Source organism: Streptomyces sp. RKAG293, assembly GCF_023701745.1.
In the GTDB taxonomy this organism is placed as follows: Bacteria; Actinomycetota; Actinomycetes; order Streptomycetales; family Streptomycetaceae; genus Actinacidiphila.
This window is the reverse complement of record NZ_JAJOZB010000001.1, coordinates 4,584,541-4,606,899: the sequence shown is the minus strand read 5'-3', so window position 1 is coordinate 4,606,899 and position 22,359 is coordinate 4,584,541. Positions and strand designations below refer to the sequence as shown.

Sequence of the window (22,359 nt, the reverse complement as noted above, 5' to 3'; positions counted from 1 at the left end):
CGGCGTACACCGTGGGTGTGTTCATGCGTCACATGGGGGCGGATGTCCCCAAATTCGCCCTATAGGTGCGGAGTTCCGCATTCCGCCCATACGCACAACCTGGTGCGCTATCTCGAACCCTCGTCCGGGCCCGTGAAGTCGGGGCTCGAAAAGTCCGGGCTGGAGAAATCGGGGCTGGAGAATCGGTGGCCGGGTCCTGGGGATTCCTCGGGACCGGGACTGGTGAAGTCCGGGCGGGAATAGCCGAGTCGGGGCATTCGCGAGGGCTGGGTGCCGTTGGGGCGCGGAGCCTCGAAGTCCGGATGGGGCGCCAGCGCGGCGTTCGTTCTGGCTTCGGCGAGGAAGGGCAGGACGCCGCGGTCGCGCAGTGCCCGCCGCCACGCCTCGCGGGCGGCGGCGACCTCGGGCGGGAGCGAGCCGGAATCGTCGTCATGGATGGCGCTCGCGCTGTCGCGCAGGGCGGTGAGGAGCAGGCCGACCATCCCGACCAGGATGCCGCACCCGGTGACGCCCGCGAAGAGCCAGCCGGCGGTGCGCAGCGGTGCGGCGATGGCGGGTTCCGGCGTCATCGCGTGCAGGACGTAGCCGATCAGCAGGAAGATCAGCGCGGCGGTGCCCGCCAGGATGGGCGTCAGCACGGCGACCACGGCGAACAGCCCGGCGCCGGAGCCCGCGGAGTCGGCCACGCCCATGGCGGCGTAGCTGAACGCCCGGTTGTCCGCGGCCGTCACGGGCTCGGTCCGGCGGATGATCTCGGACTCCTCGAGGGCCTCGCGGATCTGCTCGCGGACCTTCAGATACTGCTGGTATTCCGGTGCGGCGCAGGCGGAGATGACCTCCGCGGCGCTGAGCGCCATGGTGCGGAGCTGTTCGCTGTTGAGCACGCCTTCGTGCCCGCCGTGCTCGTCGTGCCCGGTGTCCGCGGTGTGCAGTGCGTCGTCGAGGACTCGTTCGAAGTCCGGGCGGTCTTCGTTGAGCAGGTGTGGAGCGCTGTTCATGTGCATCCCCCGATGCTCCGTCTCCGGTGCCTCCCCGCTGTAAGTGGAGCCGGTCGGCCGGTGAAGCGGAGGAGAGCGTGCCTTACGGATATAGCGATGGTAGAGCGCGGGATGAGGGGGTGACAGAGTGCTTCCCGGAAATCTGCCGATCAGGAAAGGGGTGGTAGTTCGGCAACGAGCAGTCGGCCGTCCATGGTTACGCCACCGTCCATTGCCAATGCCAAGTTCTCGGCATATGCCATCGGGCCATTGACGACCGGGGTGCGTTCCTCCCCGTCCGCGGTGTATTCGCCGCCGACCTCGCCGAGCAGGTACGGGATGGGGCTGTGGCCGTGGACGACCTGGTGGCCGCCGTAGGTGTCGAGGAGTTCCCGGGCGGCCTGCGGGCCGTTGTCGCCGCGGAAGGCGAACCGCTTGGTGAGCTTGCGGAACAGGTCCCAGCACTCGTCCGCGTCGCCGCGCTGAAGGATGCCGGTGACGGCGTCGTTCATCGCGTCGATGGTGGTGCCGTAGTCGAGGTACGCCGTGGTGTCGGAGTGCAGCAGCAGATGACCGTCGGTCAGGTGCGCGGCGTCCAGCCGGGACATCCACGTCAGATGGCGGTCCTCCAGCCGGTCCATGTCGGAGGGCTGGCCTCCGTTGAGCCGCCAGGCGGCGAGGAACGACGCGGTGCCGCCGGTGGAGTTGACGGGGGTGTCGCCGAAGCGGTGGGCGCCGAGCAGCAGCAGCTCGTGGTTGCCCATGATGGCCTTGGCGTAGCCGCCCGCGGCGGCCGCCTCGGCGGAGAGCTGCATGACGAGCTCGATGACGCCGATGCCGTCCGGGCCGCGGTCGGTGAAGTCCCCGAGGAACCACAGCCGGGCGGTGCCCGCCGACCAGTGGCCTTCGGCGTCGATGAGGCCCTGGGCGTGGAGCGCCGTGCGCAGCTCGTCGATGTACCCGTGGACATCGCCGACGACGTAGAGCGGGCCGGGCTGGTCCGCGTCGACGGGAGCTATCACCGGGAGGTCGTGTGCGGTCGGGGTGTAGTCCTCCGGCACCAGGCGGGTGTCGAGCTGGGTCGCCTCGTACCCGGCCGGGGGCGCGGCGGCGGGCGCCTGGGCCGGAGCCGCCGGCGCGGCGAAGGACGCGGGCGCACTTGCCGGCCCGTCCGCACCGCCCGCGGCACCGGTACCGGGCGCACCGAGAACGTCTGGTGTGCCTGGCATCACGGGAGCGCCGGAAGCCTCGGCGAACCCGTACGACCCGTTGCCGGGCGTGGCTGCCTGACCGGTCTCCCGACCGCCTTCCGGTCCGGCCTCCGGACCCGCGTCCGGACCTGCCGGACGCCAGCTCACCATCGCCTTGAGCACGGGCCCGTGACCTGCCCCCTGTGTCATCGACCCCTCCACCATCGCGCCGCCATCCGCCCATCATAGGAATGACGCTGTCGTGGTGTGACATACCTGGGTGCCGGGTTTTCGGCCGGTGCCGACAAACACCCCCTAAATCGGCGTCCTGGGGCGGTCCGGTGGCCGATTCGGGCTCCTGCTCGGACTCCTGTGCCGACTCCTGAACAGGTTTCCGCACGGAGTCCGGTGCTGACTTCCGCGCGGGGTTCCGGTTCCGGATCCCCGCGCGGACTCCCCGGCGGCTCGTGTGCGGTGGTGCGGTGCGGGTTTCCCGGGCCAGGCCTCAGCTCCCGGCCGGACTGCGCGGGGGACTGACCGTGGTGCGGTGGGTACGGCGTTGGGACGAGGTGCGGACGATGAGGTCGGTCTGCATGATCTGCTGGACGGGATGGGTGGCGCCCACCCCTTCGATGGCGTCGATGAGGAGCTGCACCACCGCGGTGCCGATCTTCCCCGGTTTGAGGGAGAGCGTGGTGATCGGCGGTTCGGTGCTCGCGTAGACGCTGCTCTCGCTGCAGCAGACCAGCAGCAGATCGTCCGGTACCCGCAGTCCGTAGCGGCGGGCGGCGGCCAGCAGATCGGTGCCGTTGGGGTCGAAGAGACCGTAGACGGCGTCGGGCCGGTCGGGACGGGCGAGCAGCCGGTCGGCGGCGACGGCGCCCGCGCACGGGTCGTGCGCGGGGTAGGACTCGTAGACCGGTTCCTGGCCCACCCGCTCGCACCATTGCAGGTACGCGGTGGTGGACAGCCGGGTGTAGGTGTCGGTGCTGGTACCGGTGAGCAGGCCGATCCGGCGGGCTCCGGCGGCGGCGAGGTGGTCGAGGATGCCGAGGACGGCTTCCTCGTGGTCGTTGTCGACCCAGGCGTGGACGGGGAGGCTGCCGGCGGGCCGGCCGTCGCTGACCACCGGAACGCCCTGGCGGACGAGTTCCATGACGACGGGGTCGTGGTCGGAGGGGTCGATGACCACGGTGCCGTCGAGCGCGACGTTGCTCCACACGTCATGGCGTGAGGAGGCGGGGAGGATGACCAGGGCGTAGCCCCGGGCGAGGGCGGCCGAGGTCGCGGCTCTCGCCATTTCGGCGAAGTACGCGAACTCGGTAAAAGTGAACGGTTCTTCGCCGTAGGTGGTGACCGTCAGGCCGATTAAGCCCGATCGGCCGGTGCGCAGTGTGCGGGCGGCCGCGGACGGGCGGTAACCCAGCCGTTCGGCGACCTCCCGGACATGGCGGCGGGTGGCGTCGGGCAGTCGGCCCTTGCCGTTGAGTGCGTCGGAGACAGTCGTGATCGAGACACCGGCGGCAGCGGCGACATCTCTGATGCCTGCCCGCTCGAGCCGGCGTCCGATGGGCCGGCTCGCCTGGTGGTTCCCTGCTGCTGTCATGGCGACCCGATAGTAGGGCGGGGTTGGTCCGTCCGCTGGGGCCCGGAAAAGCCATTCAGGCGATACGTTTCTGCAAGATCGAAAGTGCCTTGTGAGGTGTAATGCGCAGCTCACAAGCGCTTTCTTCGCGCGGGTCCCGGTGCCATGGGGGCGATCTCCCGCCCATTGGTTCGTATTGCGTGGAGGTATCAACTCACTCCTACGAGGGATGCGCACCACCGCGCGCGCCACCGGCGCACAGTGTGGCGCACGGCACTTTCCCACTCCCTCACGCCCCCTCGTATGGTGTGGTCATGACCCCGAAGCTGCGCGCGGAACTGGACGGCATCCCCACCTACAAGCCCGGGCGACCCCCGGTCTCGGACGAGGGTGCTCCGGCCTACAAGTTGTCCTCCAACGAGAACCCCTTCCCGCCGCTGCCCGGCGTGCTGGAGGCGGCCACCGCCGCCGCGGGTTCGTTCAACCGTTATCCCGACGCGGCGTGCACCGAGCTGATCGCCGAGCTGGCGCACCGCTTCGGCGTGCCGCAGACGCACATCGCGACCGGCACCGGCTCGGTCGGCGTCGCGCAGCAGCTGCTGCAGTCGACCGCGGGGCCGGGCGACGAGGTCATCTACGCCTGGCGCTCCTTCGAGGCGTACCCGATCATCACGCGGATCAGCGGCGCGACCCCGGTGGAGGTGCCGCTCACCGAGGGCGAGGACCACGACCTGGACGCGATGGCCGCCGCCATCACCGACCGGACCCGGCTGATCTTCATCTGCAACCCCAACAACCCGACGGGCACCGCCGTACGCCGTGCGGAGCTGGAACGCTTCCTCGACCGGGTGCCGTCCGAGGTGCTCGTGGTCCTCGACGAGGCGTACCGGGAGTTCATCCGGGACGCCGAAGTGCCGGACGGTGTCGAGATCTACCGCGACCGCCCGAACGTGGCGGTGCTGCGCACCTTCTCCAAGGCGTACGGCCTGGCCGGTCTGCGGGTGGGCTTCGCCATCGCGCACGAGCCGGTCGCCGCCGCGCTGCGCAAGACCGCGATGCCGTTCGGTGTGAGCCAGCTCGCGCAGGACGCGGCGGTCGCCTCGCTGCGCTCCGAGGAGGCCCTGCTGGAGCGGGTGGCCGGCCTGGTCACCGAGCGGGACCGGGTCGTCGGGGCGCTGGCCGCGCAGGGCTGGACGCCGGCGGAGACGCAGGCGAACTTCGTCTGGCTGCGGCTGGGGGAGCGCACCCTGGACTTCGCGGCGGCGTGCGAGCGGGCCGGGGTGGCGGTACGGCCGTTCCCGGGCGAGGGCGTGCGGATCACCATCGGCGAGACCGAGGCCAACGATCTGCTGCTGAGCACGGCGGACGCGTTCCGCAAGGAGCTGTAGCAGCAAGCGCGCCGGCACCGGACCGTGGCGCCGGCGCCTTTTACCACCTGCCGTTTTCGCCCCCTTCCACCCCCCGGTGGGAGGGGGCGAACTGCTGTGCGCGATACTTAGCTTGTGAATGCGTTCACTTTCACAAGCGGACGTGTTTGCCCCCTTTCCTATGGGTTTCACGCGAGGGTTGGGGCGAAAAGTTCGAGTTTGGACCGGTGCAGGCAACCGGTACAGGTAAGGAGTCGTGACGTGCAGCTCTCGCTGGAAACCGTCGACGTCGCGCGATGGCAGTTCGGCATCACCACCGTCTACCACTTCCTCTTCGTCCCGCTGACGATCAGCCTCTCCGCGCTCACCGCGGTCCTGCAGACCGCGTGGGTCCGCAGCAAGAACGAGAAGTACCTCAGGGCCACCAAGTTCTGGGGCAAGCTCTTCTTGATCAACATCGCCATGGGCGTGGCCACCGGGATCGTCCAGGAGTTCCAGTTCGGCATGAACTGGTCGGACTACTCCCGGTTCGTCGGGGACATCTTCGGTGCCCCGCTCGCCTTCGAGGCGCTGATCGCGTTCTTCTTCGAGTCCACGTTCATCGGGCTGTGGATCTTCGGCTGGGACAAGCTGCCGCAGCGCATCCACCTCGCCTGCATCTGGATCGTCTCGATCGGCACGATCCTCTCCGCGTACTTCATCCTGGCCGCGAACTCCTGGATGCAGCACCCGGTCGGCTACACCTACAACAAGGTGACCGGCCGCGCCGAACTCACCGACTTCTGGAAGGTCATCACCCAGGACACCACCCTGGTCGTGGTCTTCCACACCATCACCGCGGCCTTCCTCACCGGCGCCGCGTTCATGATCGGCATCTCGGCCTACCACCTGGCGCGCAAGAAGCACATCGCCGTGATGCGTACCTCGCTGCGGCTCGGTCTGGCCGTCGCCGTCGTCGCGGGGCTGCTCACCGCGATCAGCGGTGACTCGCTCGGCAAGGTCATGTTCAAGCAGCAGCCGATGAAGATGGCCGCCGCCGAGGCGCTGTGGGACGGCGAGGGGCCGGCCCCGTTCTCGATCTTCGCCGTCGGCGATGTCGACAAGGGCCACAACAAGGTGGCCGTCGAGATCCCCGGGATACTGTCCTTCCTCGCCGACGGCAACTTCTCCTCGTACGTGCCGGGCATCAACGACGTCAACAAGGCCGAACAGCAGAAGTACGGCCCCGGTGACTACCGGCCGAACATCCCCACCGCCTACTGGGGTTTCCGCTGGATGATCGGCTTCGGGATGACGTCCTTCGCGGTCGGCCTGGCGGGGCTGTGGCTCACCCGCCGCAAGCTCTGGGTCGCCGAGGAGCACCGCACCGGCGAGGACGAGGCGCCGAAGCTGATGCTCACCAGGAACACACCGCTCGGCGACCGGTTCGCCGTCTGGTACTGGCGGATCGCGCTGTGGACGATGGTCTTCCCGCTGCTGGCCAACTCGTGGGGCTGGATCTTCACCGAGACCGGCCGGCAGCCCTGGGCCGTCTACGGGCTGCTCCGCACCTCCGACGCGGTCTCCCCCAATGTCTCCACCGGCGAGGTGTTCGCCTCGCTGATCGCCTTCACCCTGCTCTACGCGGTGCTCGCGGTCGTCGAGACCAAGCTGCTGCTGAAGTACGCCAAGGCCGGGCCGCCGGAGCTGACCGATTCCGACCGGAACCCGCCCACGAAGATCGGCGGCGACTCCACCGACGCCGACCGGCCCATGGCCTTCTCGTACTGAGAGGAAGGAGCGCGACATGCACCTGCACGACGTCTGGTTCGTACTCATCGCCGTCCTGTGGACCGGCTACTTCTTCCTGGAGGGCTTCGACTTCGGGATCGGGATCCTCACCAAGCTGCTGGCCCGCGACCGCCCCGAGCGCCGGGTACTGATCAACACCATCGGCCCGGTCTGGGACGGGAACGAGGTGTGGCTGCTCACCGCGGGCGGTGCGACGTTCGCCGCGTTCCCCGAGTGGTACGCCACGCTCTTCTCCGGCTTCTATCTGCCGCTGCTGATCATCCTGCTCTGTCTGATCGTCCGCGTCGTCGCCTTCGAGTACCGCTCCAAGCGCTCGGAGGACCGCTGGCAGACCTGGTGGGAACAGGTGATCTTCTGGTCCTCGCTGCTGCCGTCCGTGCTGTGGGGCGTCGCGTTCGCCAACATGGTGCGCGGCGTGAAGATCGACGCGAACAAGGAGTACGTCGGCACCTTCTGGGATCTGCTGAACGTCTACTCGATCCTCGGCGGGCTCGTCACCCTCACGCTCTTCACCTTCCACGGCGCGGTGTTCGCCGCTCTGAAGACGGTCGGCGACATCCGGACCCGGGCCCGCCGGCTCGCCTTCCGGCTGGGCATCACGGCCGCGGTGCTCGCGGTGCTCTTCCTGGGCTGGACCCAGAAGGACAACGGGGACGGCACGACGCTCGGCGCGCTGATCGTCGCGGTGGTGGCACTGGTCGCGGCCGTCTGGATGATCCGGATCGGCCGGGAGGGCTGGTCCTTCGTCTTCTCCGGCATCACGATCGCGGCGTCGGTGGCGATGCTCTTCCTGGCGCTCTTCCCGAACGTCATGCCGTCCTCGCTGAACGACGCGTGGAACCTCACCGTCACCAACGCCTCGGCGACGCCGTACACGCTGAGGATCATGACCTGGTGCGCCGCGATCGCGACGCCGGTCGTGCTGATCTACCAGGGGTGGACGTACTGGGTGTTCCGCAAGCGGATCGGCACCCAGCACATCGCCGAAGTCCACTAGGCGTTTCCGCCACATCCGGCCACGGTCCGGCGCCTGCCGCCTGCCGCCGCCGGCCGAGCTCCTCGCCGAAGGGAATGTTCCACGTGAAACCAGTCGATCCGCGTCTGCTCCGGTACGCCCGTGCCAGCCGTGTCTTCCTCGTGGCGTCCGTGGCCCTCGGTCTGGCCGGGGCGGGGCTGGTCGTCGGCCAGGCGATGCTCATCGCCGAGATCGTCGTCGGCGGATTCCAGCACGGTCTCGACGCCGGCGAGCTGCGCACTCCGCTGCTGCTGCTCGCCGCCGTCGCGGCCGGCCGGGGGATCGTCGCCTGGCTGACCGAGCTGTGCGCGCACCGCGCCAGCGCGGCGGTCAAGTCGGAACTGCGCGGCCGGCTGCTGGAACGGGCCACCGCCCTGGGCCCGTCCTGGCTCTCCACCCAGCGCACCGGTGAACTCACCACGCTCGCCACCCGTGGGGTCGACGCGCTCGACGACTACTTCGCCCGCTATGTGCCGCAGCTCGGACTGGCCGTGGTCGTACCGGTCGTGGTGCTCGCCCGGATCGTCACCTCGGACTGGATCTCGGCGCTCACCATCGCGCTGACCCTCCCCCTCATCCCGCTCTTCATGGCGCTCATCGGCTGGGCCACCCAGGACCGGATGAACCGTCAGTGGCGGCTGCTCGCGCGGCTGTCCGGGCACTTCCTGGACGTCGTCGGCGGCCTTCCCACCCTGAAGGTCTTCGGCCGGGCCAAGGCGCAGGCCGAGTCGATCCGCACCATCACCGACGAGTACCGGCGCGCGACGATGCGGACGCTGCGCATCGCGTTCCTGTCGTCCTTCGCCCTGGAACTCCTCGCGACGATCTCGGTGGCGCTGGTCGCCGTGGGCATCGGCATGCGGCTGGTCCACGGGGACCTGGACCTCTACACCGGGCTCGTCGTCCTGGTGCTCGCGCCCGAGGCGTATCTGCCGCTGCGGCAGGTGGGCGCGCAGTACCACGCGGCCGCCGAGGGGCTGGCCGCCGCGGACGAGGTCTTCGCCGTCCTGGAGACGGCTCCGGCCACCGCCGGGACGCTGCCCGCCCCCGATCTGCGGCACGCGGTCGTCACCGTGGACGGTCTGACGGTGCACCACGACGGCCGCGAGCGGGCCTCGCTCCCCGAGGTCTCCTTCACCGTCTCCCCCGGTGAGACGGTCGCCGTCGTCGGTCCCAGCGGTGTCGGCAAGACCACGCTGCTGGCCGCGCTGCTCGGTTTCGCGCAGCCGTCCGGCGGCCGGATCCTGGTCGACGGCGCCGATCTGGCGTCGCTCGACCCCGGGAGCTGGCACCGGCAGATCGCCTGGGTCCCGCAGCGGCCGCACCTCTTCGCCGGGACCGTCGCCGAGAACGTCCGCCTCGCCCGGCCGGACGCCACCGACGAGCAGGTGCGGACCGCCCTCCGGGACGCCGGCGCCCTCGACTTCGCCGGTCTGGACACTCCGCTCGGTGAGGGCGGCGCCGGAATCTCCGCGGGCCAGCGCCAGCGGCTCGCCCTCGCCCGCGCCTTCCTGGCCGACCGCCCGCTGCTGCTGCTCGACGAGCCGACCGCCAACCTCGACGGGGACACCGAGGCCGCCGTGGTGGCCGCCGTCCGCCGGCTGGCGGTGGGCCGCACCGTCCTGCTCGTCGTGCACCGGCCGGCCCTGCTCGCGGTGGCCGACCGCACGATCCGGCTGCGGCCCGCGCCGGCCGCGGCGACCGCCGTTGGAGACCGGAGTCCCCTGGCAGCTCGTCAGGAACCGCTGCGGGACGGCACGTCGGCCGCGCCGCCCGTCCCGCCCGTGGACGCTCCGCCGGCCGCCGGTGGGGGACGTCCGCTGCGGCGGGTGCGGCGGATGGCGGGGCCGTTGCGCGGACGCTTCGCGCTGGCGCTGCTGCTGGGCGCGCTGGCGCTCGGCTGCGCGGTGGGTCTGATGGCGACGTCCGGATGGCTGATCAGCCGGGCGTCGCAGCAGCCGCCGGTGCTGTACCTGATGGTCGCCGTCACGGCGACGCGGGCGTTCGGGATCGGGCGGGCGGTCTTCCGCTACGCGGAGCGGCTGGTGTCGCACGACGCGGTCTTCCGTTCGCTCGCGGACCTGCGGGTGGCCGTCTACCGGCGGATCGAACGGCTCGCTCCGGCGGGTCTGCGGGCGACCCGGCGCGGCGATCTGCTCTCCCGGCTGGTCGCGGACGTCGACGGACTGCAGGACTACTTCCTGCGCTGGCTGCTGCCCGCCGGTGCCGCGGCGGGTGTCTGTGTGGCATCGGCGGCGTTCACCGGCTGGCTGCTGCCCGAGGCGGGCGTAGCGCTGGCGGCCGGGCTGCTGATCGCGGGCGCGGGGGTGCCGGCGCTGTCCGCCGTCCTGTCGCGGCGGGCCGAGCGGCGGCTCGCGCCGGCCAGGGGCGAGCTGTCGACGCAGGTCGTGGACCTGCTGACCGGCACCGCCGAGCTGACGGTGGCGGGCGCGCTGCCCGGCCGGCGGGAGCGCGCCGCGCGCTCCGACCGCATCCTCACCCGGATCGCCGCCCGGTCCGCCGCGACGACCGCGCTGGGCGCCGGGCTGACCGCACTGGTGTGCGGTCTGACGGTGGTGGCCTGCGCGTACGCCGGGATCCAGGCCGTACGGGACGGCCGGCTCGACGCGGTCGCCCTGGCGGTCGTGGTGCTCACCCCGCTCGCCGCGTTCGAAGCGGTCACGGGGATGCCGCTGGCGGCGCAGTACCGGCAGCGCAGCCGGGCGGCGGCGCTGCGGGTGCACGAGGTGCTGGACGCGCCGGAGCCGGTCCGGGAGCCGGAGCGGCCGGCGGAGCCGCCGGCGCTGCCGTTCCCGCTGGTCGTCCGGGATCTGACGGCCCGCTACCCGGGCCAGGACCGGCCGGCGCTGGCGGGTCTTGACCTCGAACTGACGCGGGGTCGCAGGATCGCGGTGGTCGGCCCGTCGGGTGCGGGCAAGACGACCCTGGCGCAGGTGCTGCTGCGCTTCCTGGACGCGGAGAGCGGTTCGTACGCCCTCGCCGGTACCGAAGCGGCCGCGCTGGACGGCGACGCGGTGCGCCGGCTGGTCGGCCTGTGCGCGCAGGACGCGCATGTCTTCGACAGCTCGGTCCGCGAGAACCTGCGGCTGGCGCGCCCGGCCGCCGATGACGACGCGCTGCGCGCGGCCCTTGCCGCCGCCCGGCTGGACGCGGACCTCGACACGCTCGTCGGCGAGCACGGGGCCCGGCTGTCCGGCGGGCAGCGGCAGCGCCTCGCGCTGGCCCGCGCGCTGCTCGCCGACTTCCCCGTCCTGGTGCTCGACGAGCCGGCCGAGCACCTGGACCTGCCGACCGCGGACGCGCTGACCGCGGACCTGCTCGACGCCACCCGGGGCCGTACGACCGTGCTGATCACGCACCGGCTGGCGGGCCTGGCCGGGGACGCCGTCGACGAGATCGTCGTCCTCGACCGGGGGCGCGCCGTGCAGCGCGGTACGTACGCGGAGCTGGCCGCCGTCGAAGGACCGTTCCGCCGCACACTCGAACGGGAGCGCGCCGCGGATCTGGCGGCGGACGTGGCCGGAACGACGGACGCTTCCGGAACGACCGACGCTTCCGGAACGACGGGCGTGGCGGACCTGGCTGCGGTCTGACCTGGTGACGGTCCGACCGGCGAGGATAAAGCGGACGAAATACGCTGATGGGCATGGCAGACGACAGTGCGCCGACCACTCTCAGCTTCCAGGGCATGGCCTCGCAGATCACCGTGCGCCTGCCCGAGCTGCTGGAGGCCGTCGTCTCCGTCGGAACCGGCCTCGAGCTGCACACGACGCTGCGCAGGATCGTCGAGACGGCCGCCGAACTGGCCTCCGCCCGCTACGCGGCGCTCGGCGTGCTCAACGCCGACGGCACCGGCCTCGCCGACTTCGTCACGCACGGCATCTCCGAGGAGGACGCCGAACGGATCGGCGCCCTCCCGGACGGCCGTACGGGGCTGCTCGGCGAGCTCATCCGCCATCCGGTGCCGTTGCGGCTGGCCGATCTGACGAAGGACCCGCGGTCGTCGGGGGCCCCGCCGGACCACCCCCCGATGCACGCCTTCCTCGGGGTGCCGATCCGCGTCCACACCGAGGTCTTCGGGAACCTCTACCTGACCGGGAAGCGCGGTGGCGGTGAGTTCACCGAGGAGGATCTGCACGTGGTGCGGATCCTGGCCACCGAGGCGGGGATCGCGCTCGGCAACGCGCGGCTGTACGAGGCCACCCGCCAGCGCGAGCGCTGGATCAACGGCTCGGCGGCCCTCACCACCGCACTGCTGACGGGCGACGCGGCCGAGGACGCGCTGGACGTCGTCGCCGAGCAGGCCCGCAAGCTGGCCGAGGCCGCCGCCGGGCTGGTGCTGCTGCCGACCGCGGAGGGCGGCCTGGAGGTCGTCGCGGTCTCCGCGGACGAACCGGCCGGGATGCTCGGCACCGTCATCGACGCGGCGAGCCCGGTCGCCGAACTGCTGCTGAACGGGGAGCCGGTCTTCGTCGACGACTCCTCCATGGACGTGCGGATGACCACCCATCTGGCGCCCCGGTTCGGTCCCAGCATGATGCTTCCGCTCAAGAGCAACGGCCGGGTGATCGGCACACTGGCGCTGCCGCGCGAACGCGGCGGCAAGCTGTTCACCGAGGTGGAGCGCACGCTGGCCACCCAGTTCGCCGCGCAGGCCGCGCTGGCGCTGCTGCTGGCCGACGTACAGCGCGACCGGGAGCGGCTGGCGGTCTACGAGGACCGCGACCGGATCGCCCGTGACCTGCACGACCTCGTCATCCAGCGGCTGTTCGCGACCGGTCTGATGCTGCAGGGCGCGCAGCGCCGCTCGGTGGTCCCGCAGGTGCGGGACGGGATCGGCAAGGCCGTCGACGAACTGGACGCCACCATCCAGGAGGTGCGCACCGCGATCTTCGCGCTCCAGCAGGCCCCCGCCGACGCACCGGCCGGCCTGCGGACGCGGGTGCTGCGGGAGATCGGCACGGCGGCCGTCCCGCTGGGCTTCCAGCCGTCGGTGCGGTTCGTCGGTGCGGTGGACGCGCTGGTCGGCGAGCTGACGGTGAAGAACCTGATCGCCGCACTGCGCGAGGTGCTGTCCAACGCCTTCCGGCACGCCGGCGCGAGCCGGATCGACGTGGTGATCGACGCGACGGTCACCCTTCCGGGCGCCGCCGGGGACGACGGCGACGGTGACGGGGGCGGTGACCGTGACGGTGGCGGTGACGGGGGCGGGGGCGGTGTGACGGGAGTGCGGCTGACGGTCACCGACGACGGGGTGGGCATCCCGGAGGAGGGCCGCCGCAGCGGACTGAGCAATCTGGCGCGCCGTGCGGAGGCCCTCGGCGGGTCGAGCGATTTCGGGCCGGGGCCGGACGGGGTGGGGACGACGGTCGTCTGGGAGGCGCCGCTGTAGCGGCGGCCGCCCCGTCGGGTCCGTCCGGCCGGTTCAGTTGCTGCGGGCCGCCAGGATCCCCTCGATGATCCGGGCGACGCCGTCGTCCTCGTTGGCGGTGGTGCGGTGTGTGGTGGCGGCCAGCACCGCGGGGTGCGCGTTCGCGACCGCGTACGAGGTGCCCGCCCAGCTGAGCATCGCCAGATCGTTCGGCATGTCGCCGAACGCGACGACCTCCTCGGCCGACACACCGCGCTCCGCGCAGCACCGGGCGAGCGTGGTGGCCTTGCTGACCCCGGGGCCGCTGATCTCCAGCAGCGCGGACGCGCTGGAGCGGGTGATCTCGCCGTGCTCCCCGGCGGCGCTCAGCGCCATCGCGAGGAATGCGTCGGGGTCGGCGTCCGGGTGCTTGGCCAGCAGTTTCAGCACCGGCGCACCGTTGTCGGCGAGCAGTTCCTCGGCGGGCGCGATCACCGCGTCGGGCATCGGGGCGTACGGCGGGTACGCGGGCTCGTACGAGAAGCCGTTCGTCCGTTCCACGGCGAAGGTCGTGCCGGGGACGGCCGCGCGCAGTGCCTCCACGACCGTGAGCGCGTCCTTGGTGTCGAGCGGGTACGCGGCGAGCAGTGTGCTGCGGTGCAGGTCGTAGACGGCGGCGCCGTTCGCGCAGATCGCCATCCCGTGCCGGGCGGTGTGCTCGGCGACGACGTTCATCCAGCGGGCCGGCCGCCCGGTGACGAAGAAGACCTCGATACCCGCCGCTTCGGCGTCCGCGAGCGCGGCGATCGTCCGGGCCGAGACCGTCTTGTCGTCACGCAGCAGCGTGCCGTCGAGGTCGGTGGCGATCAGCCGGGGCGTGCGGGACGACGGGCGGGCGTCCGGGGACTGGGGATGCTCGGGGGCTGAGGTCACACCCCCCATCCTCCCGTATACGGCCACGACACCCGTACACAGGTACGGGCGCGCCGCTCCCGCCCTCGGAGTACAGCTCGATCTCCACCCGCGGGTGATCCGCCGAGTCCGACTGCTGGTGGCTCTTGGAAACGATCATCCCTGGCCGCTCGGGCCGCCGGTCCGCGGGCCGTCCTCGGTGGGGAGGCCGGCGAGGGTGTCCATGGTGCGTGCCCGTACCTCCCGTTCGGCGGCGGCGGCGATGAAGGCCGGGACGTTGCGGCGGCCGACCAGCTCGCGGACGGCGCCCACGGTGTCCGCCGGCAGCGAGACCGGGACGTGGGCCGGCTCCGTCGGGAGCTCCACGTCCGTCGTGAGATCGCCGAGGTGCCTTCTGACCTGCTCGGTGGCCATCATGCGCATCGCGCGGGCCAGTTCCGCGTCGATGGTCTGCTGGGCGAGCGGCCGCAGTCGCCGGACCAGGGACGCCGCCTCCGTCGCCTCCGCGTCGGTGGGCGGATGGTCCAGATAGCGCTGGAAGACATGCTCGGTCGTGAACTGCAGGAACCGCTCCGAGATGTACTCGACCTGGATCCGCAGCTCCCGCAGATGACCGGTGATCGCGGTCAGCGGGACGCCCGCCGCGTACAGCTCGACGGCGACGGCCAGTTCCTGGGGACTGGGGACGAGGAACTCGTCCTCGCTGCCGGGGACGGTCTCCAGCACCCCCAGGTCCAGGGCGTCGACGATGGCGGCCTGGTCGGGGACGCCGCCGAACGCCTCGGTCAGCTCGGCGCGGGTGATCCGGGCCGGGGTCTCGTCGGACCAGGGCCTGTCCACCTCGTTGACCAGGCCGAGGACCCCGCCGAGCCCGGTGCCCGCGTCCCACGCCTCCAGCAGCTCCTTGATGCTGGCCAGCGTGTAGCCGCGCTCCAGGAGGTCGGCGATCTGCCGCAGCCGGGCCAGGTGCGTGTCGTCGTACACGTTGGCCCGGCCCCGGCGTTCCGGTTTCGGGAGCAGCCCGCGGTCCTGGTAGCCCCGGATCGTCCGGACCGTGGCGCCGCTGAAGTGGGCCAGGTCCTCGATCCGGTAGGCGCGATGCTCGGCGGAGACGGTCAAACGGTCCTCCCTGGACTCACGAGGCGGCAGCGCGGCCTATCGCGCCCGCCGCGATCCGTGCCGCCGGGGAAGTCGCCAGGTACTCGACGGCCCTGCGCAGCGACCCCTCCTGTGACGGATGGTACGACCGCCGGAGGTATCTGGGCATGGCCATGTTCAGCGCGGCCCAGGAGGGCAGCAGCCCCTTGGCGGCCGCCGCGCGGTGGTCACGGAAGCGGTACCTGCCGTGCGGCAGCTGCGGATCGTGCCGCATCAGGTAGCGGGCCCCGGTCACCCAGAGATAGGCGAGGGCCGGCCAGGCGAGGACCATGCCCTCCGCGCGGCGCAGATAGCGCGGCAGGCCCTCCCCGGCGACGTGCTGGTACATGTCGAAGGCGACGGCCCGGTGCTCGACCTCCTCGGCGCCGTGCCAGCGCAGCAGGTCCAGCATCACCTCGTCGGTGCCGGCGTCGTCCAGTGCCCCGGCGGCCAGGATCCAGTCGCCGAGCACCGCCGTGAAGTGCTCGATCGCGGCGATGAGCGAGAGCCGGAACTTCAGCCACTCGGCCCTCGGTATCGGTGAGCCGAACGGCGGCCTCTCCCCGAGGAGGACGTCGAACATCCACTCCACATGCCGGGTGTAGCGGTCCGTGTCGAGGTTCTGCTCGGCCAGATGCTCCAGGACGTAGGCGTGCTGCACGCTGTGGGTGGCCTCCTGGCCCATGAACCCCTTGACGTCCTTGAGCAGTTCCTCGTCCGTGACCAGGGGCAGGGCCTCCTTGAAGACCTTGACGAACCACCTCTCCCCGGCGGGGAGCAGCAGGTGCAGCACATTGATGACGTGGGTCGCGGTCGGCTCGTCCGGAATCCAGTGCAGCGGCGTCTGCTTCCAGTCGAACGAGACCCGGCGCGGTTTGATCGCGTAACTCATGGTGTCGTGACCTCCTTACCGGGGCTTACCGGGGCTTGTGAGGACTATCGGGGTTTACGGCGACTCACCGGGGCTTACAGGGGCGGGTCGAGACGGGCCAGACCGCGCAGCGCCCTGGGGGACAGCCGGCCCAGCAGCCGGGCGCCGCGCGCCTCGGGGGTGACCGGGACGACCGCGGAGTTGCGCATCACCGCGCGCACGATCGCCTCGGCGACCTTCTCCGGCGGGTAGTTGCGCAGTCCGTACAGCCGGGACGACCTGGCGCGGCGCCGGTCCTGCTCCGCGTCGGTGACCCCGGCGAAGCGGGTGGTCGAGGTGATGTTGGTGTTGACGATGCCGGGGCAGATGGCGCTCACCCCGATGTCGTGCGGGGCCAGTTCGGCGCGCAGGCATTCGCTGAGCATCAGCACGGCCGCCTTGGAGGTGCTGTACGCGGGCAGCGCGCGCGACGGCTGGAAGGCGGCGGCCGAGGCGGTGTTGACGATATGGCCGCCCTGGCCGCGGTCGACCATCTGCCGGGCGAAGAGCCGGCAGCCGTGGATGACGCCCCACAGGTTCACGTCCAGCACCCGCTTCCAGTCCTCGGTGGTGGTGTCGAGGAAGGAGCCGGCCAGCCCGATACCGGCGTTGTTGACGACGACGTCGGGCACGCCGTACTCGGTGGCGGTCTTCTCCGCGAGCTTCTCCATGGCCTGCTCGTCGGAGACGTCCACGGTCTCGGCCCAGGCGCTCGGAGCGCCGATCAGCCGGGCCAGTTCCGCGGTGCGGGCCGCGGACTCCGCGTCCCGGTCCACCGCGATGATCCGTGCCCCCGCCTCGGCGAAGGCGAAGGCGGTGGCGCGTCCGATGCCGCTGCCGGCGCCGGTCACCAGCACCAGCTGACCGGCGAACCGCTCACCGGCGGGGCCGGGCTTGTCGGGGGTCTTCCGGGCGGGACGGCCCTCTTCGTTGGACGTCACGAACTCACCGATCCACTGGGCGATCTGATCCGGGCGGGTGCGCGGCACCCAGTGCTTGGTCGGAATGGTGCGGCGCCGCAGGTCGGGGACCCACTGCTCCAGCTCGTCGTAGAGCTTCTCCGAGAGGAACGGGTCACCGGTCGGGGTGATCAGCTGCACCGGCACATGGGCGTAGGCGTCCGCGCGCGGCGCGCGCAGCCGGTCCCTGACGTTGTCCCGGTAGAGCCACGCGCCGTGCGCGGCGTCCTCGGGCAGCGAGGCCGTCGGGTAGTCCGCCGAGGAGATCTTCTCGGCGCGGGCGAGCAGCTTGGGCCACTGCCTGCCGAGCACTCCGCGCCAGGCCAGCTCCGGCAGCACGGGCGTGTGGAGGGCGTACACGTACCAGGACTTGGCGCCCTGGCCGAGGAGCTGGGCGAGCCGGCGCGGGGTGGGCCGTGCGACGCGCTGCTTGATCCAGTGGCCGAAGTGGTCGAGGGAAGGCCCCGAGATGGAGGTGAAGGTGGCGATGCGGCCCTCGGTCCGCCCCACGGTGGCGAACTCCCAGCCCTGGACCGAGCCCCAGTCGTGGCCGACGAGGTGGACCGGCCGGTCCGGGCTGACCGCGTCCGCGACGGCCAGGAAGTCGTCGGTCAGCTTCTCCAGCCGGAAGCCGCCGCGCAGCGGTTCCGGCGCCGTCGAGCGGCCGTGGCCGCGCACGTCGTAGAGCACGACGTGGAAGCGGTCCGCGAGCCGGTCGGCGACCTGGGACCAGACTTCCTTGCTGTCGGGGTAGCCGTGCAGCAGCACCACGGTGGGCAGCGACGCGTCCCCGTACTCGGCGACGCACAGCTCGACCCCGTCGCCCGCCACCCACCGCTCGCGCGCCGCCCCGGACCCGCCGCCCGCCCCGGACCCGCCGCTCGCTCCCGACCCGCTGCCCGCCCCCGACCCGCCGCCGTTCCCGCTCCCGGTCCCGTCTCCCGCGCCGTCTCGGCTCATACGGCCAGCCCCGCTTCCTTCCAGCGCTTCACATGCGGCAGTTCGTCGTCCAGCCAGTACGCGTCCGTCGCGGTGACCACGAGGATCTCCTCGAACTTCGCCCCGGTCCCGCGGAATCCGAGATGGGGCTCGACCGCCCACAGTCCGGGCTGCGGCGGGTGGTCGGACATCCGGTACGGGCTCCACAGCGGGGACCAGCCGTCCCGGTGGCCGTGCAGCGCGTCCTTCGCCAGCCCCTTGAGGCTCTGGGTGCCGAAGCCGGCGATCTGCGGTGACCAGCGCCGCTCCCGCACGCGGTCGACCTTGTGGGCGATGACGCCGAACGGATAGGCGCGGTGGCGGTTGGCGTAGCCCTGCTTCGCCATCAGCCGGTCCACGTCCTCGTAGATCGCCCGCAGCGAGCGGCGCTCGCGCACCTCGCGCAGGATCAGCTCGCGGTGCTCGCGCAGATCCGCCAGCAGCCGGTCATGGACCGGGTTGAGGCCGAGGCACCCGGAGTACCCGATGTCGGCGGTGAACCCCTTGTAAATCGGGGCGGTGTCCAGGATGAAGGGCATGCCCGGCTCCAGCCGGCGCTGCGTGGGGAAGAACTGCAGCGGCACCTTGAAGCCGGTGAAGGCCGTCCGGTCCCCGAACCAGGCGAACGGCAGGTGGAACCAGTCGCGCACACCCCGCTCGCGCAGCCACTCCCGCATCATGCGGGCGGCCTCCCGCTCGGTCACCCCCGGTTTCAGCTGCGCCGCGACCGCCTCGGCGCACGCGTACGCCAGTCGCTGCACCTCCCGGAACCCGTCCAGCCCGTCCGGATTCCTGCTCCGCCCGTCCGAACCGTCCAGCCCGTCCGACCCGTCCGATGGATGAATCATCACGACCGCCCACCCCTCAGTACGGCACCCAGCACGGCATGCGCCAACCCTGACATCGATGAATGTGACATCACTTCATGGCAGGGTCAAGGGTGCCCGCACCGCCTGTGGAAAACTCCCGCCCCGCCGTCCGGGCCCGTCACCCGGACTCCCACCCGGACTCCCACCCGCCCCGCCACCCGGACCCCCGCCGGAACGCCATGCCCCTGACATCAGTCCGGCGCTCGGAGGAGATCCCCTACGGGAGGTCAGCCCGCAGGACTACCCCGATGGGGCCCCGCAGAGGGACGCTCCGATGTGGTCCGCGCCACTACCGTCGACAACGTGACTGTGATCGTGACCGAAAGCCTGAGCAAGCGGTACCCGAGGGTGACCGCCCTGGACCGGCTCTCCGTGGACATCACCCCCGGCGTGACCGGGCTGGTAGGTGCCAACGGAGCCGGCAAGTCGACCCTGATCAAGATTCTGCTGGGTCTGTCCCCGGCCACCGAGGGCCGTGCCGCCGTGCTCGGACTCGACGTGGCCACCGAAGGCGCGGCGATCCGCAGTCTCGTCGGGTACATGCCCGAACACGACTGCCTGCCGCCCGATGTGTCGGCGACCGAGTTCGTCGTCCACATGGCGCGGATGTCCGGGCTGCCGCCCGCCGCGGCCCGCGAGCGCACCGCCGACACCCTGCGCCACGTCGGACTGTACGAGGAGCGGTACCGCGCCATGGGCGGCTACTCCACGGGCATGAAGCAGCGCGTCAAGCTGGCGCAGGCACTCGTGCACGACCCGAAGCTGGTCCTCCTCGACGAGCCGACCAACGGCCTGGACCCGGCGGGCCGCGACGAGATGCTCGGACTGATCCGCCGGGTCCACAGCGACTTCGGCATCTCCGTCCTGGTCACCTCGCACCTGCTGGGCGAGCTGGAACGCATCAGCGACCACGTCGTCGTCATCGACGGCGGAAAGCTGCTGCGCTCCTCCTCCACCAGCGACTTCACACAGGCCACGGCCTCACTCGCGGTCGAGGTCACCGACACCGACCGGCACCCGCACGGCACCGACGCGCTGCGCGCGGCGCTGACCGCGCTGGGGGTCTCGGTGCAGGGCGAGGGGCCCGGATCCGGCGGCGCGAACATCGGCCACATCCTGCTCGTCGAGATGGACGGCGAGGCCACCTACGACCTCATCAGGGACGCGGTCGCCGAACTCGGCCTGGGCCTGGTCCGGATGGAACAGCGACGTCACCGGATCGCGGAGGTCTTCAGCACGGACGACGAGACGGACGACGAGACGGATACCGAGACCGGTGCCGACTCCGACGTCCTCGAGACCGCAGGCGCCACCGGCAGCCGGCCGCAGAAGGGAGGCAGCCGAAATGCAGCCTGACACCGTTCCCGCATCCGTTCCCGCATCCGCATCCGCACCTGTTCCCGCCCCCGCATCGCCGGAGGCCCAGCGCAGCGCCGATGTCATCCACAACATCGGCTACCGCCACTACGACGGCCCGCGCCTCGGCCGTGGCTACGCCCGCGTCTCGCTCTTCTCGCAGAGCCTGCGCGGCGCCTACGGCCTCGGCCGGTCGGCGAAGTCCAAGGTGCTGCCGATGCTGCTGTTCGCCGCGATGTGCGCTCCCGCGCTGATCATCGTGGCGGTCGCGATCGGCACGAAGATGACCAAGCTGCCCATGCAGTACATGCAGTACACGATCTTCCTGCAGATGGTCATCGCGCTCTTCGTCGCGGCCCAGGCCCCGCAGTCCGTCTCCCGTGACCTGCGGTTCAAGACGACGCCGCTGTACTTCTCGCGCCCCATCGAGCGCATCGACTACGTCGCCGCCAAGTTCGCGGCGATGACGGCGGCGCTGTTCATCCTCACCGCGGTGCCGCTGGTCATCCTCTACGTCGGCGGACTGCTGGCGAAGTTCGGCTTCGCGTCCCAGACAGCCGGGTTCGGAAAGGGAATCGTGGCCGCTCTCCTGCTCTCCCTGCTGCTGGCGGGCATCGGCATGGTGATCGCCGCCATCACCCCGCGCCGCGGCTTCGGCGTCGCCGCGATCATCGCGGTCATCGCCATCTCGTACGGCGCGGTCAGCGCGATCCAGGGTGTCGCCTACAGCCAGGGCAACTTCGAGGCGGAGGGCTGGTTCGGCCTCTTCTCCCCGATCAGCCTGCTGGACGGCGCACAGTCCTGGTGGCTCGGCGCCACCGTCTCGAACCCGGGCAACTACGGCCCGCCCAACGCCTTCGCGGGCACCGTCTACCTGCTCGTGCTCCTCGCCGTCATCGCCGGCTGCTTCGGCCTGCTGATGCGCCGCTACCGGAAGGTCGGACTCTCGTGACGACGATCACCATCGACAACGTCTCGCGCTGGTTCGGCAACGTGGTGGCGGTCAACGACGTCACCATGTCGATCGGCCCCGGCGTGACGGGCCTGCTCGGCCCGAACGGCGCGGGAAAGTCCACCCTCATCAACATGATGGCCGGCTTCCTCGCCCCGTCCACCGGCTCCGTCACCCTCGACGGCACGCGGATCTGGCGCAACGAGGAGGTGTACCACCACATCGGGATCGTGCCCGAGCGGGAGGGGATGTACGACTTCCTCACCGGCGCGGAGTTCGTCCTCGCCAACGCCGAGCTGCACGGACTGTCCGACCCCGGCGCCGCCGCCCACCGGGCGCTGGCCACCGTCGAGATGGCGTACGCGCAGGACCGCAAGATCGACACGTACTCCAAGGGCATGCGGCAGCGCGTGAAGATGGCCTCGGCCCTCGTCCACGACCCGTCGGTGCTCCTGCTCGACGAGCCCTTCAACGGCATGGACCCGCGCCAGCGGCTCCATCTCATGGACCTGCTCCGGCAGATGGGCTCCGACGGCCGCACGGTGCTGTTCTCCTCGCACATCCTGGAGGAGGTCGAGCAGCTCGCGAGCCACATCGAGGTCGTGGTGGCCGGCCGGCATGCCGCCTCCGGTGACTTCCGCAAGATCCGCCGCCTGATGACGGACCGCCCGCACCGCTACCTCGTACGGTCCAGCGACGACCGGCAGCTGGCCGCCGCGCTCATCGCGGACGCGTCGACGGCCGCGATCGAACTCGACTGGTCGGATGATGGGAGGGGCAGCGCGCAGCGCTTCGCCGGAGGGGCGGGGGCGGGTGACGGGCGGGCGCTGCGCATCCAGGCGATCGACTTCTCCGCCTTCACGGAACTGCTGCCGCGCGTCGCCCGCGAACACGGCATCCGGCTGTACACGGTCTCGCCGTCCGACGAGTCCCTGGAGAGCGTCTTCTCCTACCTGGTCACGGCGTAAGCGGCCCAACGGCCTTAAGGAG

Annotated in this window: 16 protein-coding genes; 8 read left to right on the top strand and 8 right to left on the bottom strand. The window is 71.3% G+C overall.

Annotated elements, in window-relative coordinates:
• Positions 1-107 precede the first annotated feature (107 nt).
• The 3 genes from LNW72_RS20420 to LNW72_RS20410 form a co-directional block, all read right to left on the bottom strand.
• On the bottom strand, positions 108-998 hold the full coding sequence (locus tag LNW72_RS20420; protein ID WP_308401991.1) for a hypothetical protein: 891 nt from the start codon (positions 996-998) through the stop codon (positions 108-110).
• Positions 999-1,147: 149 nt separating this feature from the next.
• A complete protein-coding gene (locus LNW72_RS20415; RefSeq protein ID WP_250976729.1) occupies positions 1,148-2,392 on the bottom strand; it encodes a metallophosphoesterase in 1,245 nt (414 codons plus the stop codon).
• A gap of 280 nt (positions 2,393-2,672) precedes the next feature.
• Positions 2,673-3,773, bottom strand: coding sequence for a LacI family DNA-binding transcriptional regulator (locus LNW72_RS20410; protein ID WP_250976728.1), 1,101 nt, complete (start codon positions 3,771-3,773; stop codon positions 2,673-2,675).
• Between the two features lie 293 nt (positions 3,774-4,066).
• Between LNW72_RS20410 and hisC the strand changes: the two genes are divergently transcribed.
• The 5 genes from hisC to LNW72_RS20385 all read left to right on the top strand — a co-directional run bounded on the left by hisC (position 4,067) and on the right by LNW72_RS20385 (position 13,338).
• Positions 4,067-5,140, top strand: coding sequence for a histidinol-phosphate transaminase (gene hisC, locus LNW72_RS20405; protein ID WP_250976727.1), 1,074 nt, complete (start codon positions 4,067-4,069; stop codon positions 5,138-5,140).
• 240 nt (positions 5,141-5,380) lie between these two features.
• Positions 5,381-6,889 carry a cytochrome ubiquinol oxidase subunit I gene (locus LNW72_RS20400; RefSeq protein ID WP_250976726.1) on the top strand — a complete coding sequence of 503 codons (1,509 nt, stop codon included), beginning with the start codon at positions 5,381-5,383 and terminating at the stop codon, positions 6,887-6,889.
• 16 nt (positions 6,890-6,905) lie between these two features.
• Positions 6,906-7,907, top strand: a complete 1,002-nt coding sequence (cydB, locus tag LNW72_RS20395) for a cytochrome d ubiquinol oxidase subunit II (RefSeq protein WP_250976725.1) — start codon at positions 6,906-6,908, stop codon at positions 7,905-7,907.
• 83 nt (positions 7,908-7,990) lie between these two features.
• Complete coding sequence (gene cydD, locus LNW72_RS20390) at positions 7,991-11,539, top strand: thiol reductant ABC exporter subunit CydD (protein ID WP_250976724.1); 3,549 nt, start codon at positions 7,991-7,993, stop codon at positions 11,537-11,539.
• A gap of 53 nt (positions 11,540-11,592) precedes the next feature.
• Positions 11,593-13,338 (top strand): GAF domain-containing protein, encoded by a 1,746-nt coding sequence (locus LNW72_RS20385; protein WP_250976723.1) that lies wholly within the window; start codon positions 11,593-11,595, stop codon positions 13,336-13,338.
• A 33-nt stretch (positions 13,339-13,371) separates the two neighbouring features.
• Here the strand turns inward: LNW72_RS20385 and LNW72_RS20380 are convergent, their stop codons facing one another.
• From LNW72_RS20380 to LNW72_RS20360, 5 genes are all read right to left on the bottom strand, one after another.
• The gene (locus LNW72_RS20380) at positions 13,372-14,238 is read right to left on the bottom strand and encodes a Cof-type HAD-IIB family hydrolase (RefSeq protein ID WP_250976722.1); all 867 of its coding nucleotides are present in this window, start codon (positions 14,236-14,238) and stop codon (positions 13,372-13,374) included.
• A 126-nt stretch (positions 14,239-14,364) separates the two neighbouring features.
• Positions 14,365-15,327, bottom strand: coding sequence for a MerR family transcriptional regulator (locus tag LNW72_RS20375; RefSeq protein ID WP_250976721.1), 963 nt, complete (start codon positions 15,325-15,327; stop codon positions 14,365-14,367).
• Positions 15,328-15,343: 16 nt separating this feature from the next.
• Positions 15,344-16,237: a metal-dependent hydrolase gene (locus LNW72_RS20370; protein ID WP_250976720.1), complete on the bottom strand. Its 894-nt coding sequence runs from the start codon at positions 16,235-16,237 to the stop codon at positions 15,344-15,346.
• A 74-nt stretch (positions 16,238-16,311) separates the two neighbouring features.
• Positions 16,312-18,174, bottom strand: a complete 1,863-nt coding sequence (locus LNW72_RS20365) for an SDR family oxidoreductase (protein WP_250976719.1) — start codon at positions 18,172-18,174, stop codon at positions 16,312-16,314.
• A complete protein-coding gene (locus LNW72_RS20360; protein ID WP_250980236.1) occupies positions 18,171-19,040 on the bottom strand; it encodes a M24 family metallopeptidase in 870 nt (289 codons plus the stop codon). Before LNW72_RS20360 ends, LNW72_RS20365 begins: the two co-directional genes overlap by 4 nt.
• Positions 19,041-19,337: 297 nt before the next feature.
• Between LNW72_RS20360 and LNW72_RS20355 the strand changes: the two genes are divergently transcribed.
• From LNW72_RS20355 to LNW72_RS20345, 3 genes are read left to right on the top strand one after another with little or no spacing between them, the layout of a single operon-like run.
• Entirely contained in the window at positions 19,338-20,417 is a 1,080-nt protein-coding gene (locus tag LNW72_RS20355) for an ABC transporter ATP-binding protein (protein ID WP_250976718.1), read from the top strand.
• Positions 20,407-21,369 (top strand): ABC transporter permease subunit, encoded by a 963-nt coding sequence (locus LNW72_RS20350; protein WP_250976717.1) that lies wholly within the window; start codon positions 20,407-20,409, stop codon positions 21,367-21,369. The genes LNW72_RS20355 and LNW72_RS20350 overlap by 11 nt, the downstream gene beginning before the upstream one ends.
• Positions 21,366-22,337 carry an ABC transporter ATP-binding protein gene (locus LNW72_RS20345; protein WP_250976716.1) on the top strand — a complete coding sequence of 324 codons (972 nt, stop codon included), beginning with the start codon at positions 21,366-21,368 and terminating at the stop codon, positions 22,335-22,337. The genes LNW72_RS20350 and LNW72_RS20345 overlap by 4 nt, the downstream gene beginning before the upstream one ends.
• Positions 22,338-22,359 lie beyond the last annotated feature (22 nt).

What these genes read in the sequence shown, in the direction of transcription:
- LNW72_RS20415 (WP_250976729.1), bottom strand. Translation starts at nt 2,392, where the DNA reads ATGGTGGAGGGGTCGATGACACAGGGGGCAGGTCACGGGCCCGTGCTC.
- LNW72_RS20350 (WP_250976717.1), top strand. Translation starts at nt 20,407, where the DNA reads ATGCAGCCTGACACCGTTCCCGCATCCGTTCCCGCATCCGCATCCGCA.
- LNW72_RS20370 (WP_250976720.1), bottom strand. Translation starts at nt 16,237, where the DNA reads ATGAGTTACGCGATCAAACCGCGCCGGGTCTCGTTCGACTGGAAGCAG.
- LNW72_RS20410 (WP_250976728.1), bottom strand. Translation starts at nt 3,773, where the DNA reads ATGACAGCAGCAGGGAACCACCAGGCGAGCCGGCCCATCGGACGCCGG.
- LNW72_RS20365 (WP_250976719.1), bottom strand. Translation starts at nt 18,174, where the DNA reads ATGAGCCGAGACGGCGCGGGAGACGGGACCGGGAGCGGGAACGGCGGC.
- LNW72_RS20420 (WP_308401991.1), bottom strand. Translation starts at nt 998, where the DNA reads ATGAACAGCGCTCCACACCTGCTCAACGAAGACCGCCCGGACTTCGAA.
- cydB (WP_250976725.1), top strand. Translation starts at nt 6,906, where the DNA reads ATGCACCTGCACGACGTCTGGTTCGTACTCATCGCCGTCCTGTGGACC.
- hisC (WP_250976727.1), top strand. Translation starts at nt 4,067, where the DNA reads ATGACCCCGAAGCTGCGCGCGGAACTGGACGGCATCCCCACCTACAAG.
- LNW72_RS20380 (WP_250976722.1), bottom strand. Translation starts at nt 14,238, where the DNA reads ATGGGGGGTGTGACCTCAGCCCCCGAGCATCCCCAGTCCCCGGACGCC.
- LNW72_RS20385 (WP_250976723.1), top strand. Translation starts at nt 11,593, where the DNA reads ATGGCAGACGACAGTGCGCCGACCACTCTCAGCTTCCAGGGCATGGCC.
- LNW72_RS20360 (WP_250980236.1), bottom strand. Translation starts at nt 19,040, where the DNA reads ATGATTCATCCATCGGACGGGTCGGACGGGCTGGACGGTTCGGACGGG.